General features: G+C 38.0%; 12 protein-coding genes. 11 read left to right on the forward strand and 1 reads right to left on the reverse strand.

The genetic code is table 11. The annotated features are described in order from the left end of the window. Nucleotide 1: 1 nt before the first annotated feature. From NST24_RS04055 to NST24_RS04100, 10 genes are all read left to right on the forward strand, one after another. On the forward strand, nucleotides 2–1,417 hold the full coding sequence (locus tag NST24_RS04055; protein WP_159159462.1) for a lipase: 1,416 nt from the start codon (nucleotides 2–4) through the stop codon (nucleotides 1,415–1,417). Nucleotides 1,418–1,429: 12 nt separating this feature from the next. Further along, nucleotides 1,430–1,735, forward strand: a complete 306-nt coding sequence (locus NST24_RS04060; protein ID WP_041506592.1) for a hypothetical protein — start codon at nucleotides 1,430–1,432, stop codon at nucleotides 1,733–1,735. A 322-nt stretch (nucleotides 1,736–2,057) separates the two neighbouring features. Next, nucleotides 2,058–2,468, forward strand: a complete 411-nt coding sequence (locus NST24_RS04065) for a DUF6508 domain-containing protein (protein WP_326377213.1) — start codon at nucleotides 2,058–2,060, stop codon at nucleotides 2,466–2,468. A gap of 26 nt (nucleotides 2,469–2,494) precedes the next feature. Then, entirely contained in the window at nucleotides 2,495–3,013 is a 519-nt protein-coding gene (locus NST24_RS04070) for a hypothetical protein (RefSeq protein ID WP_342462364.1), read from the forward strand. 136 nt (nucleotides 3,014–3,149) lie between these two features. Beyond that, nucleotides 3,150–3,977 (forward strand): MerR family transcriptional regulator, encoded by an 828-nt coding sequence (locus NST24_RS04075; protein WP_025206945.1) that lies wholly within the window; start codon nucleotides 3,150–3,152, stop codon nucleotides 3,975–3,977. Nucleotides 3,978–4,003: 26 nt separating this feature from the next. Further along, entirely contained in the window at nucleotides 4,004–5,191 is a 1,188-nt protein-coding gene (locus tag NST24_RS04080) for an MFS transporter (RefSeq protein ID WP_342462365.1), read from the forward strand. A gap of 190 nt (nucleotides 5,192–5,381) precedes the next feature. After that, nucleotides 5,382–6,212 carry a DNA alkylation repair protein gene (locus NST24_RS04085; RefSeq protein ID WP_342462366.1) on the forward strand — a complete coding sequence of 277 codons (831 nt, stop codon included), beginning with the start codon at nucleotides 5,382–5,384 and terminating at the stop codon, nucleotides 6,210–6,212. A 241-nt stretch (nucleotides 6,213–6,453) separates the two neighbouring features. Next, complete coding sequence (locus NST24_RS04090) at nucleotides 6,454–7,023, forward strand: hypothetical protein (protein WP_342462367.1); 570 nt, start codon at nucleotides 6,454–6,456, stop codon at nucleotides 7,021–7,023. A 31-nt stretch (nucleotides 7,024–7,054) separates the two neighbouring features. Then, nucleotides 7,055–8,329: a hypothetical protein gene (locus NST24_RS04095; protein WP_342462368.1), complete on the forward strand. Its 1,275-nt coding sequence runs from the start codon at nucleotides 7,055–7,057 to the stop codon at nucleotides 8,327–8,329. A gap of 369 nt (nucleotides 8,330–8,698) precedes the next feature. Next, nucleotides 8,699–8,980, forward strand: a complete 282-nt coding sequence (locus NST24_RS04100; protein ID WP_024720262.1) for a hypothetical protein — start codon at nucleotides 8,699–8,701, stop codon at nucleotides 8,978–8,980. 57 nt (nucleotides 8,981–9,037) lie between these two features. Here NST24_RS04100 and NST24_RS04105 read toward each other — a convergent pair whose 3' ends face one another. After that, nucleotides 9,038–10,546 (reverse strand): helix-turn-helix domain-containing protein, encoded by a 1,509-nt coding sequence (locus NST24_RS04105; RefSeq protein WP_342462369.1) that lies wholly within the window; start codon nucleotides 10,544–10,546, stop codon nucleotides 9,038–9,040. Nucleotides 10,547–11,227: 681 nt separating this feature from the next. Here NST24_RS04105 and NST24_RS04110 point away from each other — a divergent pair. Further along, entirely contained in the window at nucleotides 11,228–17,380 is a 6,153-nt protein-coding gene (locus tag NST24_RS04110) for a SpaA isopeptide-forming pilin-related protein (protein ID WP_342462370.1), read from the forward strand. Nucleotides 17,381–17,398: the final 18 nt, after the last annotated feature.

The raw sequence follows: 17,398 nt of genomic DNA on the forward strand, positions 1-17,398 counted from the left end.
CATGAATACAAAGACGGACATACCTAATTTAACAGATAAAGATTATTTTTCTCTGAGCCAAAATACATATAGTGAAAAGAAAATGAGAAAAGCCTATGAGAATAAGACACCACTTGTAAATGATTCAAAAAAAGCTTTTTATGTAGACAAAATCAAAAAAGACCCAGACACAGGCCTAGATGTTTATGTATTTGTCCAAGCCAAGAAAAAAGAAGGTAAATGGGTTAAACCAAAAGAACCTGAGAATGTTGTCGTAGGTTTTCAAGGAACAAATCAAGAACAAATCAAAGCTGACGTGATAAGTGCAGATGGCGGCAACGTGGTAATGGGTCAAGACCCGAAAAAGAAAGTCAAATACATCATGAAAAAAGAGGCACCTGAAAACTCTAAAGCGATTACCAAGTATAACGGTAGTATGGAACAAGCCATGTTGTTGAAAAGTGGAGAATACAAAATTGTCACTAAGACATCTCAATTTGATCAAGGTGATAAGCTCGTCGCCAATGAAGTGAAAAAGTATGCTGGCACTAATACAGTGATTTCAACAACGGGTCACTCACTTGGAGGGGCAGATGCAGAATACGCTGGTGTAAACAATCATGTTTACAGTGTAGCCTTTAACAACCCTTCCATTGTTAAACTGCATGATGAAGAAACTCAGAAGAAAATCAGAAACGGCGAATTTGATTTGTATCATAAAGCCATCATTAATCCTGATGATATGGTGGGGGCAGGTTGGTTGTTGGAATATGACAGGCACAATGGAACGACAATTTATACGAAAGATCCTAGTCAATCACGAAGAGAGCGTATAGATCGGTTTGTGTCTCCGTTTGGTGTTCCTGGGGTTTTAGGAAATTTGATTACTTCCTTCTATGGCCAAGCATTCGCAAAAGATCCGGATACTCATAGTTTAAATGAGTCGAACTTTACTTTTGATAAGAATGGTCATATCAAAAGTGTGGATGGAAGCAAAGGTGTTTATAACCAGAATATCGAATCGTTCTCATCTTATTCAGGTATGAATGGACAAACCATCAAAGTGGATGCCAAATATGCAAAAGAATTAGCTCGTCGATTACAGGCAGCTATCGAAGACTTAAAAACAAAAAAACAAGCAATTGAACAATTCCCTCACGATCACAGCAAAATGATTTATGACGTGAAATCTATTTGCGGAAAGAGGTTAGGAGAATTCAAGGATTTAGATCCAAGTGACGTTGAAAAAGCTATATTGTTTCACGCCCCTTTTGTGAAAGATGGAGCAGCATTTTATGACTCAGAAGAACAGTATCAAACTGAGGCTTCTCTACATTATTTGATTAGAGATTTAGAGGATATTAGTGAGTTTATTGTGAAAATGGCGGAGGATTTAAAAGATAAGGATAATGAATTAGCAAGATGGTTACGGTTGTAAGGAGGATTTCAATTGCCATATGGAGTTAATATGGATGCAGATGAGTTTTACAGACGATTACAACAGAATGAGGAATTAAAAAAAATTGTAGGTTCAAGTTTAAAAACGCATTGTCAGAATCTAAAAGAAGACACAAAACATGCGTCAGACTTTTCTTCAGCACAACAGGTTGTAGCTGAAGTGTATGTTGCTTTACTCTCTTCATTTGAAGGAAAAGCTAAGGATGCATTGATACAAAGACTCAATGAAAATGCGAAGATGCTGACAAATGCAACAGAGAACAGAAGTGCCTTTCTAAGAAGTATAAAGACAAAATAGTGAACATAACCTCTTCGCAACGATGTGACAGAGGTGTTTTTTTATTTGGGAATCGTCTTATAAATTCCTTGACGCTTTATTCACAACTGGTATCAGCTTATTATTTAATATGACACATAAACGTTGACAAGCAAGATGATTAATACCGTGCATGTGGGGACAGTTGTATCGATGGTACCAGTGTAAAGAGTGAAATGAATAAAAATGGTTTGTGACTTGAATACTGGCTTCTCGTTTGTACGATCATCACGGATTTTTTTATTAACTTATTGAGAGAGAGCGATCAAAGAATTTTTAATTCATGGAAAGGTGGAGGATGAGATTGAGTCAATTTAACATCTTAACAAACTATATCCCTATGCTTCAAGGCGATGATATTGGTGAATGGGTCATAGATAAAGAAAATGATGGAACAGCAGAACATCCGATTCAGATGCCCTTTGTGAATTATTCCGAAACGGTCCGTCGTTTTATCGAGGATGTCTATACCTTTGCAGAACAACATCAAGAAATGGAGCTTACCCGCTACAGTGAGATCCTCAAAGAAAATGGCATTGAGGGTGGAATGAACGATTTAGTGAATGTGGACACCTCAAATGTAAATGCGCAGTGTGTACTGGCTCTCATCATGGGGGTTCTGAGAGCTGAACGATTTTGCGAGGGTGTCATACTCGATTTCTTTACAAACGGAACTATTGTCAAGTGGCTTGAAAGATTGGAACGTTTGGAGTAAGAGAGACTAGATTTCGGGGTGATCAAATGAAAAACAAAACAGATGTAGCCCACATGTTTCCTCCTACGAAAATAGAAGAAATTGATCATATTTTATTATATGATCTTGATGCAATAAAAATGGAAAAAGAAGATGAACGTATAAAATTCATTTTACAAGATCCCTATTGTCCTGATAAACATCATATTCACAGTGTGTATGTCATCTATAAAAGGTCTATACTCAATTTACTTGAAGGTAGGATTCGTTCTATTGATAGTCATGAATTCATGACTGCTAAGAAAAAGGAGCGAACGATTTCTATAGAAGATATAGAATATGTATTAGAGATCGCTACAGTTGTGGTTCTTGCAAGTGAAAATAATGGAATATTGACGAATTATTTTTATAGTGGAGTCGGACAAAGGTTAGATTGTATTTTTAATCTATGCTTAGGTTATTCAACAGATTTACAAAAGAAAGAACATAAAGTAAGTTTGCAACGATTTATGGATGATATAAAGATTGTTGAGCAGATGGGATTGTTAGAAAAAATAGTAGGATAATGAGCAAAACCTAGATGTTAGAGAAATCTAGGTTTTTTTTTGTGCTTTTGAAAAATTTAATCAACTTCTTGTTGACCTTCCCCTTAACTGAAAGGTTTATACTGTGAACAGATCAACAAATCGGAGGAGATGCAGGATGTTCAAGATCGGCGATTTTTCTATGTTAAGTAAAGTGCCTGTCAAAACCTTAAGATATTATGACCAAATTGATTTATTAAAGCCTCAGCAGATCGATCAAGATTCGGGATACCGTTATTACTCAGCTGAGCAGTTACTTGAGGTCAATCGAATTTTTCTTTATAAGGAATTAGGCTTTACGTTAAAACAAATGGGGCAGCTTCTTCGTGAAGATATCTCAGTAGAGCAAATTCAGGGCATGTTTCTCTTGAAAGAGAGTGAGATTCAGCAATTGATCGAGAGAGAACAACAGAAATTAGCCCGTATTAAGGAGCGGATGCATCTCATCAAACGAGAGGGGTGTGTTGAAAAAGAACAGGAGGTCATCATTAAATCTGTTGAAAGTAAACGCATCATGTCTTTTCAATCCAACGGAACTGTTGAAGAAATCCCTTCATTCTTTCAAATGTTTCATCATTTATTACATAAACATCAACAAGAATCGATCTCGGGACCACAAGTAGTGTTATGGAGAGAATCACTGGATAAAGAAAGTGAGTTCGAATTTGAGGTGGGGTATTCCGTCAAATCGTTAAGGTGCTCGCTTCCTCAGGGAATGACAATTCGCACGTTACCTGCAGAAGACACCATGGCAACACTCTTATTTCATTCACATTCTCCATCCGCACAAACTGCTTGTGTTGACCTGGCGACATGGATTGAACATAACGGATACCGCGTGAAAGATGATCAGCCGGGCCGAGAAATCTATTACCCATTGTCAGAAAATGAAGAAGGCAGACTCATTGAAATTCAAATTCCTATTAAGAATGAAATCAAATCGTAAACATGGCCCAAAGGAGAAACGTCACGATGCAAAATAAAACCGTTGTCTATTTACTTGCTTTAGCAGCTTTTTTAATCGGAACGATCGAATACATCATTACTGGCATTATTCAAATGGTCGCACATGATTTACATGTCACAACGTCTACTGCTGGCTTATTGGTCACATCTTTAGCACTTTCGGCCGCAATCGGTGCACCGATTGTCATCGCACTAACCATCAATATGGACCGTAGAAAAATATTAACATGGACGCTGATCATTTTTATTTTAAGTAACTTCATCACAAGTATCAGCCATTCGTTTGAAATGGTCATGATCACAAGAATTTTACAAGGAATCAGTGGGGGAACGGCGATTGTAGTGGCGATGGCGGTTGCAACTCGTCTTGTAGAACGGGAAAAAAGAGGAACAGCCATTGGCATCATTTTAATGGGATTAAGCAGCTCCTTGGTTTTAGGCGTTCCAATCGGGACATTTCTAAGCAGTATGATCGGATGGAAAGCATTATTCGCAGCCATTGGAGTGATCACGCTTATTCCGCTGATTGTGGTGTATAGGCGGATCCCTTCTATGAAAGAACAAGAACCGGTGACGCTTCGTATGCAATTATCGATTTTAAAAGACAAGCGTATATTACTTGCAGTGGCAGTCACGTTATTCTATGTAGGGGGATATTCCACGTTATTTACCTATTTAACGCCCTTCCTGCAAAAGTCAGCCAACCTAAGCATCACAGAAATCAGTGGCATTTTGTTACTAGCGGGAATATGCAGCTTTTTGGGATCAAGCCTTGGAGGGATGGCAGCAGATAAAAAAGGACCCATCTTCACGATTTTTTCTGGCATCATCTTGCAAATCATGATGCTCATGCTACTAGCATTTGTCACAGGGAATCTCGTGGTCATGGTGGCTGTTATCATGATATGGATGATCGCAACATGGAGTACATCACCAGCTCAGCAGCTATATCTTGTAACCCTTGTTCCAAAATCTCCTGATATCGCATTAAGTGTCAATACATCATTTATTCAATTCGGATTTGCTTTAGGATCGGGTTTAGGGGGGATTGTGTTAAACGGAACCTCTGTATTGAACCTAAGCTGGCTCAGCGCCGGTACGGTTTTCCTTGCGTTACTCATGACCATTCTCATGGTGACGTTTGACCGATTTTCTCAACATAAGCGTTTGAAGGTGATCGAGCAAGGAAGGTAACTTAAATTCAATTTTGTATGGAAGGGACTACTTATTTCGGGTAGTTCCTTTTTGGTTTGAAGAATGCACCAGTAAAGTTGTTTATTTGATACAATAGGGGGCAATATCCAAAGATTGAAGGCATTCATATATTTCTTTTAAAAACGATGAATATCAAACAAAAGAACCACTAGACGAGGAGAGAAAATAAATGCAAATAAGCGAAGAGATCATCAATCGAAAAGGTGCTCGAAAGGGAACTGATATCCCTCATGACGTCTTGTTCCTTTTGAATCAGGGAAAAATAGAGAGTGTGAATTTAACTGAATGGCTGGCTGTCAATCATATGACGTTATTACGTCATGTTTTGCCATCCGTTGGTTTAGACCATCATTTAGACGGTTTAACATCTAAGATCACTCAACAAAAGGCTGAGTCTGGAATGAAAGCAATTCGTCTCATCGGTCAATTGTTAGATGAATGGCTACAGAAAGAGAATGGGGAAAAACAAGCGGAAGTGCTACAGGCATTTACTCACCATGTATCTGATAGCGTCCGTTGTTGGGCTGCTTATATGAACAAACAACGTTTATCAACTTTGGAAGAGAAATTGGTGTACATTCAGCCATTTGCAGCTGATCATCATTTTGGAGTTCGAGAAATTGCGTGGATGTCAGTGAGAGAAAGTCTAACGGATCAGCTCGATCAAAGTATAGAACATTTAACAGCATGGGCTAAAAGTAAAGATGAAAATATTCGCCGATTCTCAGTAGAAGCTATTCGCCCAAGAGGTGTTTGGACAAAGCATATTGAGTCATTAAAACAAGAGCCAATGAGGGCACAGCCTATTCTAGATTTGCTCAAATCTGATCCATCAACATATGTTCAAGATTCTGTAGGAAACTGGCTCAATGACGCTAGTAAAACACAACCAAATTGGGTCATAAACCTGTGTGAACAGTGGTTAAAAGATTCTGATACAAAAGCAACCAGCAGAATTGTCAAAAAAGCCAAAAGAACGATTGTGAAGGGGAATTTTTAAACACTAATATGAACTGATTAGACAGTTCATGAAAATGAGTAAGCAGTCAATTCAGCGGTTTGAGAATAGGACTAAACCCATAGAGGCAAGCGAAAAAGTAAAGGGAATTACTCTTTACTTTTTTCGTGTGTGAAAAACCAAATTCACAATAGAAAGGAAAAATATTGAAACATTTTTCCGATAAAAACGTAGTACAGATAGAGCTTTTATTAGAACCAATAGAGAAGGAGAGGAGTATTGTATGGAACAAGTAGCACTGAAAAAGATGAGAACAAACCAATTAGTCACATGTAATTTAATAGCTGGCATCATGATCGTGACGTTTTCAATCTTTTTTCAAATCTTACATATTCAATTAACTCATTTGTTTTTTTGTCTAGGAATTGTCATGCTCTTTCAAAGTATTTTAGGATTCTTTAAAAGGAAATCAACAAAATCTTTCATTCCCATTTTTGAGAAGGTAGCTATTTATGAAAAAGAGAAGTTAGGAAAAGAGTGGGAGAAAGAACAGAGAACAGAAAATATTTCGAGAGTAGTATTGAGTGGTCTCATGTTTTTTCAGTCATTTAGCTTCCGAGATGTAACAAACCCATTCTTTGAAATACAACCTGCATTTCTATTTTTCTTAATGGCTATGTTTCTAGTTATTATGAATGTAAGCATGCTTTTTCGCTTTAGAAAAATTGATCGATCTACTGAGGAACACGAATTAAAAGGGTATACAAAGGAATCAAATATGATGGGTTTGGTTTTAGGCCTTTTATCAGCTATCATCCTATTCGGCTTTATCATTATTTTCGTCCTTCCATAAGATAATCACTCAACAGATTGAGGTGAAACAAATGAATGAAACTCTACAGCATCTAATAGATGATACAAGAAAGAAGTTCGGCTTAGATGATTATCGTTTAAAAAACTACGAGTATTACCGAAATGTGAATATGTTTAATGAAACAATTTATAAATTGTGTATGGAATGGTTTCCTCCACATGAAATGGAACCTGTGGACGAAGATTTAAACCCGGATGGCACAGCCGTGATAGAAGTGAATTTGAATACAGGAAAGGTTGAGAGTGCTGTTTTTGTCATGGGTAAAACATATGCAAAGGAGGGTGTGTGCTTTGATAGCGCCCAGAATGACGCCATCAAATGGATTGAACAAGAAACAGGGTTGATATATGGAGAGCACTTTCACTTGCATAAGGAGGAAAAAGGGGAGCTTATTTTTGAAGAAAAAATTGCTGGTGTACCAGTGACCCCTTCAGGCATGATTGATGTGAAATGGGATGAACATGGACAACTCATTTACTTTGTTCATCACGGCCCATTTGTCTCAATAAAAAAGCACAGGGCTGAAAAATATACGCTGCTCATTGAGAAGATTGAAAGCTTAGCCCTTCAGCAAGTGCAACGAATCGAATGGCCTTCCTTTAATCAGAATAAAATTCGTCCAATTTATGCGTTAGAAGAAGTGTATGTAAAGAATGATGGAACCGGAATCCTCCCGTTTGAAGGTACGATACAGGAACATCAATGTCTCAATATCAACCAAATCATCAAATGGGATGAACCAATAACTGAACCTTTTGTAAGAAAGGAATTAAATATTCAAGAAGACATCTCAGATGATCAAGCCTTTTCAATTGAACCCTCACCAGATACAATGCCAATAACAGAGGAAGAAAAAGATAAGTGTTTGAAAGCAGTTCAAAATTTGTTGAGGCAGGAATATCCTAACGACACCGGAAAATGGGTTTGCATTTCTCTTCATCGTGATCATTACATTCATGCAACAGTAAAAGCAAATAGACAAGAGAGAAGCTTGCTTACAGATAAAATCTTGATATTCATTGATGCCCTTACATTTGAAGCCGTTAATTACATAGATAGAAAAGAAATGTTTAAGGAGTGTGGCATGTTGGATGAACTCCAACCCCCTGGTAAAATCACCATGACAAAACAAGAAGCCTTCGAAAAATTAAAAGATCGGTTAGAGCTGACCCCCATCTATGTATATGATTTTACAGAAAAGCAGTATGTCTTATGTGGAAAACTAGATTGTCATGATGGAGTGGATGCAGTGAGCGGGGAAGTCATTCCTTTACAGGATATTTGAATTGGCACTTTACGCTATTGAAAGAACAGTCAGTGCTGTTCTTTTTTTTGTCCCATCTCCCTCTTTTTTGCAGAAAAATGGAATTTTGTAGCAGGAAGTTGTCGTTTCATCACGAAAGAAAACAGGTAAGAATATGATCATAGGTCCATTGATTGAATTCGTGGTGGAGTCAATGAGATGACATAGGATACGTTATACATATTGAACATTCGTTACAGTACAGTTGATCTACAGTTCATGTCTAAAAAGTGAGTGATCATGTCTCAATCCGTATGCGAAAATACGTGTACCGAGATCATATGATGAGTTGGTTCCGTTTGTTTTTAGGTGAGTTTGAAGCCAAGTTAGAAGAAAGTGAGGATATCTACCTTGAGTACATTGGAAGTGTTTCGTCAGTTTTTGGTTGACCATTATCCTGCGTTACAAGATGAGCTTTGGCTGAAAGATGTTGATACCCTTCGAATCTCTCCTATTCTTCATCCTTTTCTGAAAAGCAAGCTGCCAGAAGGGATTGAAAAATTCACTTGTGTCCTATTCACGCAGCAAACAGATCAAACCACTGCCCCGCTCAAAGTATACCTTCTATTAGATGAATATGGGCAATCGCTTTACGCCATTGATTTGATGAATGAACAAATCGTGCTTCATTAATACAGAACCAAAAAGCTGCTTGAGAATGTCTCAGCAGCTTTTTTTTTATGATGAACATTAGTTTGTCATATCAACCAATCTGCGGTGCAAGTTGTCCAATTCTTTTTTTGTTGGAAAAGAGCTGATCAGCAGCGTAGATCGACCGAATTGAAGAGGAAGCTCAGTATCGGTCACAATCATATCAACCCCAAGTTGATCCATCGTGACATCATTTAACGTATTTTCTGGACTTGTGAAAATGTGAATGAGAGGAGGCACGCTTAATTTAATTAAATCAGCAATAAACAAACTATGATAATAACCTAATGTTGAAGTAACAAAAATGTTCAGCACGTTTCTCCGTTCCATCTCCAAATGAACAAGCCCTCTCCAAGAAGATGTAATGATACGAATCAATTCCCGTTCATTTTTCACAAAAGAAGCGAGGATATCGTCTGTTTTTAACTCTTGGATGATATGACTAATCCTCGAATAGAAGTAGGGAAACTGTTTTTTCACCTCTGATAAATAGCTCGATTTCTTTTTGAAAAGGAATCCATCTCTCACGGTAATTTCATTGGAATACACATAATATTGGAGAAGAACGAGTGTCATCACCTTACGATTCGCTATTTCTTGATGAAAAATCGACTCCAACTGGGTGATAAATGAATGAATGGCATCATAGAGGCGTGGTGTATGCGACTGAAAGAACGTCAATTTTTCTTCGACAGACTCAATTGATTTAAAGTGTCCAATAGCTGGTTCGATCAATAGCAAAAAGACAAATTCATGATGATCCAGCGTCACATCAAATACGTCTTTGGCCATTCGGCAGATGTGCTCTTCCCATCTTCTAATTTGATCATAGATTCCTTTAGCTGTAGAGGTTTGTTTTTCTTCAGTCATTGAGTATGTATATTTACGGCTGATTGTAAAACCTTTTCGCATTCGGTGAATGGAAACGCCGAGCCACAGGCAGTATTTATCTATCGCGACATCTGGTACATTGACTTCGAGCACCTGAAATAGTTCTTGTAATAAATGAACTGCGTCTTGTTTTTGAATATCATCAAATGGCCAAAGGCGGCTTCCATACACTTCAAATAAAAATTCAACAAAGAATTGACGAATCTCCTTCTCATTCCCATGAAACTGCATACTATCTGGGCGTAACTCGATGTCATAGGATGTAAGGATCGAGTTGATTTTATGAATTGTGTTATACAATGTGGATCTACTGATATTCAGCGTGTCCATCCATTCATAGAAAGATCTATTTTCTTCAAAAAAAATGCCGTCAATCAATCGAATTTCAATCGTATCCTTTAGAATTTCTTTGATATAGTAATCCACTCGTATCGTCTGCGTATTACAAATGGATATGCCTTGTCTTGGCTTTATGTGGATTAACGGTTCTCCGTTCTCGGTTTGGAACGATTTCATTTGTTCTATATCGCTTTGAATGGCTCGAACAGAACCGATATGTTCATTCGATATCTCTTGAAGGCTCCACCACTTATTTTTGGATACAAGCAATTTTAAAATGTTTATCCATCTCTTTGATTTATTATCAATGAGCTCCATCAAACAACTAACTCCTTTCTTTGGCTTACCTCTATATATTATGAAGTTCAGATGAAGAACATTTGAGCTCAAAATAGGCATGAAATGATTGTAATGTTTTGCCTAAATCGTTTTGTCTTCACTTTTGACGATAAAAGAGAAAAAAATTAGACGAAAACAAATGTTATTCGCTGATTCTCCATATTTTTCTTTTAAAAGGTGATAAGTATGCCATGAATCCTATAAAAATGGATCATTTTGTTTATTTTTTTGCTGCTCAAACGGTAAATGTAAGAATAAAAAGCATCGGCTTTTTGATTACCATATGAAAGGGAGTAGAAGGAATGCGATCTATATGATGCTGAACTATCTCACCATACATACCATATGAGTCATGCTTGTTTTATATGAACGTTCTATATGTGAATACATGCTTATATATGCATGTACTAATCATTTGTTGTTCATTCCAGTATAAATAGAAAAATTCACATGTCTTCTTTTCATGTTCCCTCTCACTATTCCCCATTGCTATAGACCCCTATCCAGCTACTATATCTACTACTAATGATTGATCAACTCATTTTATTCATAGGGTCTTAAGGTGCAATTTTTAGAAAAATTTGATCAGAAGCGGAGTGATGTATCAGACAGTATACAAATGATTTTTTAATCGTTGTTAAAAATTAATTGTAGAAAAGGGTGGATGTATTGAAAAGAATATTGTCGCTGGCACTGATGACCGTGTTAGTCATACAGTCTAGTATATTAGGAATCTTGCCTTTAGCAGGGGCACAAGCTAAAGACATTCAAGAGAATATTTATGGGAATATTGAGTTTGCTGATAGCGAAGGCAACAAGTTATCAAGCATAGAAGATCAGCAAGTTAGAAAGGCCATTGTGCATTGGTCTATTAAAGGAATTGATCTCAAAAAGCAATATCCGTATATTCTCTCTCTTCCTTCAGTCATTCAGGTAGAGAAGGAGCAGAAAGAACTCATTACTGTCGATGACATACCTGTTGGTGAGTATACCGTTTCGAAACAAAATGAAGTGACGGTCACATTCAATGAGGATATTGAGCTTGATCCGAATTTAGAAGGATCTATAGATATTGACGTCACCAGTATAGCTGAGAAAAAAGAGAAAACAAAGCAAAACGAGCGTGAAGAAAACCTTTCAAAAGATGATTCAACCTCATCGGAAAAAGACAAAGTTGCTAACAATCAAGAAACTGTTCAAAAGACACAAAGCGATGAAGATGAATTACTAAAAAACAAAGTGAACGTGTCTAATCGTGTAGGATTGCAAAGTGTCTCAAAACAAATGACGATCCAAGAAAATCTTCTCACTGATGCGCAATTGATATTTGAAGATCAAGAAGGAAATTCAGTAGAAAGGCCTGATATCAACTCACTGATTTCCATTAACTATAAGTGGGCCATCCCGAATGGTCATAACTATAATGGCGGCGATGAATTCCATTTCAAGGTTCCAGAGGAATTAGTCATTTATGAAAAAATCGATCGTCTCGAGATGAAATTTAATCAATCGACCATCGGTTATTTTTCTGTAGATGAAAGCGGAAATGCCTCCATCGAGTTCACAGATTTTATTAAACAATATTCAAATATCCAAGGAACACTTCAAGTATGGACACAATTAGATAAAAAAACAGTGATCACAGAAGAAAAAGAAGTGGTGATTACCCCGATTGAAGGCAAAGATACGATATCGATCCCGATTCAATACATTCCAAATGGTCCAAATGTTTCTAAAAAGGGAGAACCCAATCGATCTTACAATGCTGAAACCATTCAATGGACAGTCGATTTTAATATGGACTTAGATGATGTGAAACAAGCGAAACTGTTAGATCCGATTCAAGAAGGTCAAGCGTTAAAAAAAGATTCAATCAAGCTTTATCGTGTAGATACAAAGCTAAATGGTGAAACATCGCTTGGACAGCTGCTTGACGAAAACCACTACACAATCGGCCAAACAGCAGATGGTCAAGATTTCACGATTGAATTTAAAGATGACGTGCATCTCGCTTACCGTTTAATGTATGAAACGGACATTACGAATCAAGATCAGTCTGCGTTTCGTAATAAAGCGTCCCTTGTCTCTGCTGATAAAGTGATTAGTTCAGCAGAAGGAACAGTGAATGTGACAAGAGGCAGTCCTTTAAATAAAAAAGCCGCCCACTACGATCCAGTCACACAAACGATTACTTGGGAAATTCGGTATAACTATAACGAAAAAAAGCTGGCTCAAAAGGATGCTTTGATAGAAGACTTCTTTAACGGTACACAGGCGCTAATATCTGACTCAATTCAAGTCAAAGAAGTCACAATTGATCAGAACGGCAACGAAGCAGGAACAAAAGCATTTGAAAATTACGTGGTTCAACCTCAAAAAAAGGATGAACAAAACGGGTTTACCTTGCAATTCAATCAAGATATTCAATCGGCTTATCTCATCACATATCAAACAAAAGCAACCGAGCGGATTTTCGAAGCTGAAGAGATTATCAATACTGTGACAGCTGGCAAAGAGAGCAAACAAGCGAAGCAAAGAATTGATCAGCAAATCCTAACGAAAAACCACGGAACACCGAATTACAAGAACAAAACCATTCCATGGCGTATCACCTTCAACAAAGATCAACAAACCATGAACAATCTACTATTAAAAGATACGTTCACAAACGAAGGATTGACGCTGCAAAAAGATAGTTTAAAAGTGACGACAGGTAATACAGTGCTTGAAGAAGGCACAGATTATCAAATCGTTGAACATGCAAATGGATTTGATATTCAATTTACGAAAGAAATCAAGACAGAACATACCGTCACATATACAACGTCTTTTGATTATGAAAAAAGAGCAGATAAAGATCAAAAGAACCTGCGTAACCATGTAAAACTTGAATGGGTAAATGAAGATGGCAAGGATTTGACGAAGGAAAATCAATCTGTCTTTACGCCTGACACATACACGCAGTCAAATGGATTCAAGAACGGAACATATGATGCAAAGAAAAAAGAGATCACATGGAATATTGGTGTGAACTATAATTTGAAACATCTAGAAGAGGCGAAAATCGAGGATTTCATTCAAGGAAATCAGCGTTTGCTTAAAGATTCAATTATCGTCTACTCGCTTGATTTACAAGGCGGGGAAAATGGGGCGGAAGAAAAAGAGGTATTAGCGAAAGAACATTATGACATCAAATTCCTTGAAAATGAAAAGGGAGAATCAGGATTCGAAGTCACTTTCAAACATGCCATTGATTCCCCATACAAAATCACGTATCAAACAAGTGTTGAAGGAATGGATTTAGTACAGAAAACCTATGAAAATAAAGCGACCCTGTATGATGGAAAGACGAAAGAATCAGACGTGAATGCTGTGGTGTCCATTCCAAATGGAGGGAAATACACGAGCAAATCAGGAAATCAACAAGGGAAAGTCATTGATTGGAAACTGAATATCAACTTTGGTCAATCAACAGTCCAAGATGCGACGATTATAGACCATCCGAGCAGTAACCAAGCCATAATAGAAAACTCATTTCATCTGTATTCGACAACAATAGATGAAAGGGGGCAAGTGACCAAAAAGGAAGAGCTGGAAAAAGGGAAGGATTATGAACTAGACCTTGAATTCGATCCAGATTCTTTTCAAATCAAATTTAAAGAAGAAATCACGAGACCCTATATTTTAGAATACCAATCTCTCATTTTAGATAAGGTGGGAAGTACACTTCAAAACGAAGTAACGTTTAGAGGTGAAAATGTAAAAGAAATCAAAAAGGAATCCGAAGCCTCAATTGTGGTCAAACGTACCGCTGGCATGGGAGATGGCACAGGAGCGATTGGCGCTTTAACCATTCATAAGGTAGATGCGAGTAGTGGAAAAGCGCTAAAAGGAGCAACCTTTTCTCTGACAGATGCTGCGAGCGGTATCGTCATTGGAACAAAGACAACAGATGAAGAAGGAGCTCTTCGATTTGATCGTCTTCTGTATGGTGACTATATCGTGACAGAAGAGAAAGCACCTGATGATTATTTGAAAACGAAGGAACCGATCAATGTCACGATTGATCAGCCTTACGAATCAGGAGATCAAACGAAAACAGGAAATAGCATGACGGTGCAAAACCAAGAAATCCGTCAGCATGTCAAGCTCACGAAAAAAGATAAAGAAACGGGTGCGGCATTAGAAAATGCAGAATTTGAACTGAAAAATGAATCTGGAGATACCGTTCAAACCCATTTGAAAACGGATGAAAAAGGAGAAATCCTTTTCAAACATCTTGAGCCAGGTTCCTATTATTTTGTTGAGACAAACGCACCGAAAGGCTATCAATTAAATCAGCAAAAATGGCCGTTCACCATTAAAGAAAATCAAACAGAAACAACGGTTGTCACCGCAGTAAATGACATCATCAAAGGCTCTGCAGAATTGAGCAAAATAGGTGAAGGCGGAGAGAGACTAGAAGGTGCACAGTTCAAGCTCTTAGATCAAGATGGGCATGAGCTAAATGATGCGCTTGTCACAGGAGAAGATGGCAAGATCACGATCAACGAACTAAGACCGGGTACGTATCAGCTCATCGAAACAAACGCACCAGACGGTTATGTATTAGATGAAACACCCATCACATTTGAAGTCCCACTCGATCCAAAAGAACCAGTCATCATTTCACAAAAGAACCTCTATGAAACAAGTGCATTAGAAGTGTTGAAAGAAGGAGAAGATGGCAAGAAGCTTCAAGATGTTCGATTTGAAGTCTTGGATCAAAATGACAAAGTCGTGCGTAAAGATTTGACAACAAATGAAGATGGGAAGCTTTTGGTCGATCACCTCAAACCGGGCAAATATCAGCTTGTGGAGACAGAGAGTATTGATGGTTACCAAAAGAAAAATAAACCTTATCCGTTTACCATCGAAATCGCACAAAAAAAACCGGCAGAGATCAAAGTGATCAATGATCTCAAAACTGGAGCTGTCCAGCTCACGAAACTCGGTGAAAAGAATGATGTGCTTGAAGGAGCAGAATTCAAGCTAGTAGATGCAAATGGAAAAGAGATAAAAACAGGTCTCGTCACAGATGAGAACGGGAAGATCATCGTCAACGATCTGAAACCTGGAACCTATCAGTTTGTTGAAACGAAGGCTCCATTCGGTCATGAGCTTGACGAAATACCTGTCACTTTTGCTATTCCATTTAACCCTGAGAAGCTGGTCAGTGTGACAAAAGAAAATAGCCGCACAACTGGCGGAGTACTGTTACACAAAAAAGGTGAAGATGGGAAATCATTAGAAGGGGTTGTCTTTGATCTATCTGATGCCAAAGGAAAGATAGTGGCAGGAGGAGAAGGGATTACAACCAATCAGGATGGAAAGATTACCTTCACAGGTCTAAAACCAGGAACCTATCAATTTGTTGAAAGAAAGAGTCTTGAAGGCTATGAATTGAGTACGAAACCACTTGTCTTTGAAGTTGAATTAGGTCAAAAAGAATTGATTCAAGTGGAAGCCATCAATCAGCTCAAGAAAGGCTCTGTAGAACTCACAAAAATAGGGGAAGAAAAAGAAAGATTGAAAGGCGCAGAATTTACACTTTTCAATGACGATGGTAAAGAATTGATGTCAGGTTTAACAACCAACGAAAAAGGCATCATCACTGTCAACGATTTGAAACCAGGCGCTTACCAATTGGTTGAAACGAAGGCTCCTTTTGGACATCAACTTGATGCAGAACCAGTAGACTTCAAGATTGATTTCAATCCAAATCAACTGGTGAAAGTGACAAAAGAAAATATTCGGACGACAAGTGCTGTAAAGCTTCAGAAAAAAGGGGAGGATGGTCAATTGCTCGCTGGCGTGACCTTTGACCTGATTGATGCACACGGTCAGCGTGTGAAGAAAGACTTAAAGACAGACAAAAACGGTCAACTGACAGTCGATCAACTGAAGCCAGGAACCTACCAATTTGTTGAAACAGCAAGCATTGCCGGCTATGAATTGGATCAGACACCTGTCTCATTTACGATTCGTTTAGGTCAAGACAAACCAGCAAAAGTAGAAATGATCAACAAACTGACGCCGGGAGCAGTGGAACTGACCAAAGTGGATGCTGAAGGACACACGCTGGAAAACGCAGAGTTTGCTCTTCAGAGTAAAGACGGGAAAACGTTGAAGAAATCACTTGTAACGGATCAAAAAGGAAAGCTTCACATCAACGATCTAAAACCGGGAGAATATCAATTCGTTGAAACGAAAGCGCCTCACGGCTATGAATTAGATGATCGGCCGATCCGGTTTACGATTGAGAAAAATCAGCAGAAGCCTCTTCAATTAACAGCGAAGAATCACTTGATTTTAGGAAGTCTGCGTATCATAAAGGTAGACCAGCAGACAGATAGAACCTTAAAAGGTGCAGCCTTTGACATTCGTACAAAAGCTGGGAAAACGATAAAATCTGTGACAACAGGAAAAGACGGAGAAGCCATTGTCAAAGGGCTTAAACCTGGTGAATATACACTCACAGAGACGAAAGCTCCAAATGGTTATGTAGCGTTAAAAAAACCACTCGCTTTTACAATTCAAATGGGCGAAGTGGAGATCAAGACATTGATTGTAAAAAATGCTCCAATGAAGAATGAAGTGGACCACACAAATCCTCCAGCTTCAAATCAAGGGGATCAACATCCGCCTCATGACTCAAACGGTGAATTGCCAAAGACTGGAGAAGAATGGCTACGTTATTTGATGTATGCAGGGATTTTACTAGTAGTGTCTGGAACTGTTCTTCTTGTAGTCAGAAGAAGAACCATTCAGTAAAAGGAAGGAACGAGTGTA

Origin of the sequence: Bacillus sp. FSL R5-0286 (assembly GCF_038593245.1) — a bacterium.
Lineage (GTDB): Bacteria > Bacillota > Bacilli > Bacillales > Bacillaceae > Bacillus > Bacillus altitudinis.

Excerpts from the sequence above, each read along its gene's own strand:
- NST24_RS04055 (WP_159159462.1), top strand. The coding sequence starts at position 2 with ATGAATACAAAGACGGACATACCTAATTTAACAGATAAAGATTATTTT.
- NST24_RS04070 (WP_342462364.1), top strand. The coding sequence starts at position 2,495 with ATGAAAAACAAAACAGATGTAGCCCACATGTTTCCTCCTACGAAAATA.
- NST24_RS04075 (WP_025206945.1), top strand. The coding sequence starts at position 3,150 with ATGTTCAAGATCGGCGATTTTTCTATGTTAAGTAAAGTGCCTGTCAAA.
- NST24_RS04080 (WP_342462365.1), top strand. The coding sequence starts at position 4,004 with ATGCAAAATAAAACCGTTGTCTATTTACTTGCTTTAGCAGCTTTTTTA.
- NST24_RS04085 (WP_342462366.1), top strand. The coding sequence starts at position 5,382 with ATGCAAATAAGCGAAGAGATCATCAATCGAAAAGGTGCTCGAAAGGGA.
- NST24_RS04090 (WP_342462367.1), top strand. The coding sequence starts at position 6,454 with ATGGAACAAGTAGCACTGAAAAAGATGAGAACAAACCAATTAGTCACA.
- NST24_RS04095 (WP_342462368.1), top strand. The coding sequence starts at position 7,055 with ATGAATGAAACTCTACAGCATCTAATAGATGATACAAGAAAGAAGTTC.
- NST24_RS04105 (WP_342462369.1), bottom strand. The coding sequence starts at position 10,546 with ATGGAGCTCATTGATAATAAATCAAAGAGATGGATAAACATTTTAAAA.